Origin of the sequence: Methanosarcina sp., assembly GCF_035390745.1 — an archaeon.
Taxonomy (GTDB): Archaea; Halobacteriota; Methanosarcinia; order Methanosarcinales; family Methanosarcinaceae; genus Methanosarcina.
This window is the reverse complement of sequence record NZ_DAOOUJ010000008.1, coordinates 6,457-8,111: the sequence shown is the minus strand read 5'-3', so window position 1 is coordinate 8,111 and position 1,655 is coordinate 6,457. Positions and strand designations below refer to the sequence as shown.

The 1,655-nt window shown below is 40.6% G+C and carries 1 protein-coding gene; it reads left to right on the top strand.

All coding sequences use genetic code 11. The annotated features are described in order from the left end of the window. The first annotated feature begins 274 nt into the window (after positions 1 to 274). The gene (locus tag PLL47_RS03740) at positions 275 to 1,387 is read left to right on the top strand and encodes a phosphoserine transaminase (protein WP_324444859.1); all 1,113 of its coding nucleotides are present in this window, start codon (positions 275 to 277) and stop codon (positions 1,385 to 1,387) included. Positions 1,388 to 1,655 lie beyond the last annotated feature (268 nt).

The window sequence follows — 1,655 nt, the reverse complement described above, 5'->3', positions numbered from 1 at the left end:
AAACCAGTATAGGAACCTGGAGAAAAAGAATAAAAAAGGAAGATACAGGTTAATTGATCGATTACCTTTCATCAAATGCAAAAAAACTATAGAAATATACAGGCACTTTTTGTTGGCTATGAACATCGGTTTTGATCATGTAAAAGTAACACGAAAAGATAAATAAAAGGTACACTGTTAAGTGTTCAGGGATGACTATAATTACATGTTCGCCTGTAACTGGAAAATATCTTATCCCCCTAAGACATAACAGTACCATAAAGGAAAAGATAAAATGAAACCTACACGAGTTCCTAATAATCCTTGTTTTTCTTCTGGGCCCTGTGCCAAACATCCAGGGTATTCTGTTGAAGAGCTGAAAGATACACCTTTTGGCCGGTCACACCGGAGCAAACCTGGCAAGGAAAAATTAGCTGAAGCAATTAAAAGAACGAGAGAGATGCTTGGCCTTCCTGATGATTACCTGGTAGGTATTGTACCGGCTTCCGATACAGGCGCTTTTGAAATGTGCATGTGGTCCATGCTGGGGTGCCGCGGGGTTGATGTTCTGGTCTGGGAATCTTTCGGAAAAGAATGGGCAACCGACATCACCAAACAGTTAAAATTAAAAGATACCCGAGTTTTTGAGGCAGAATACGGGAAATTACCGGATTTAAAGAAGGTCGATTTCAAGAATGATGTAGTCTTTGTCTGGAATGGGACTACAAGTGGAGTCAGAGTACCCAATGGTGACTGGATTCCTGATGACCGGGAAGGGCTCACGCTTTGCGATGCCACCTCTGCTATATTTGCTATGGATATACCCTACCATAAACTGGATGTCATTACCTTCTCATGGCAGAAGGTTTTAGGTGGGGAAGGCGGTCACGGGATGCTGATTCTATCTCCGCGGGCTGTTCAGCGCTTAGAAAGCTATACTCCTGCCTGGCCATTGCCCAAGATTTTCCGACTGACCAAAGGCGGTAAACTGAATAAGGAGATTTTTGAAGGCTCTACTATTAACACCCCATCCATGCTGGCTAATGAAGACTGGCTGGCAGCATTAAAATGGGCAGAATCTGCAGGAGGGCTTAAACAGCTTATCCAGCGGACAAATGATAATCTGGCGGTCTTTGAGGCATTTGTTGCTAAAAACAACTGGATCCATTTCTTAGCGGAAACAAAAGAGATAAGGTCCAGTACCAGCGTCTGCTTTAAAGTTGATTTATCCGACGAAAAGCTTAAAGAACTGATTAAAACGCTTGAGAAAGAAAAAGTTGCTTATGACATCGGTTCTTACCGTGATGCTCCTTCGGGTTTGCGCATCTGGTGCGGTGCTACCGTCGAGAAAGAGGATTTACAATGCCTCTGTGAATGGATCGAATGGGCTTACAATCTGGTTAAATAATATAATCCATTTTGTTATCAGCAAAGAAGGGTTCGCAAGAGATCGTTAATATCTTTTTTGCTGATAGCAAAAGGATGTTTTATCCCAAAATTTGTCTCACGCGGACAGATTTTAAATATCCTTTCAAAATCTTTTTTGCAAACCTGATTTATCAGAGAAATTTTCAATTCTCTTACTTTTTTATCACACTTAAACTCCAAAAGCTTTTTCTTTTTATTCGAATCTTCCTATAAAGATACAATTTTCTCAAAGTCTTTTTGAAAAAAGT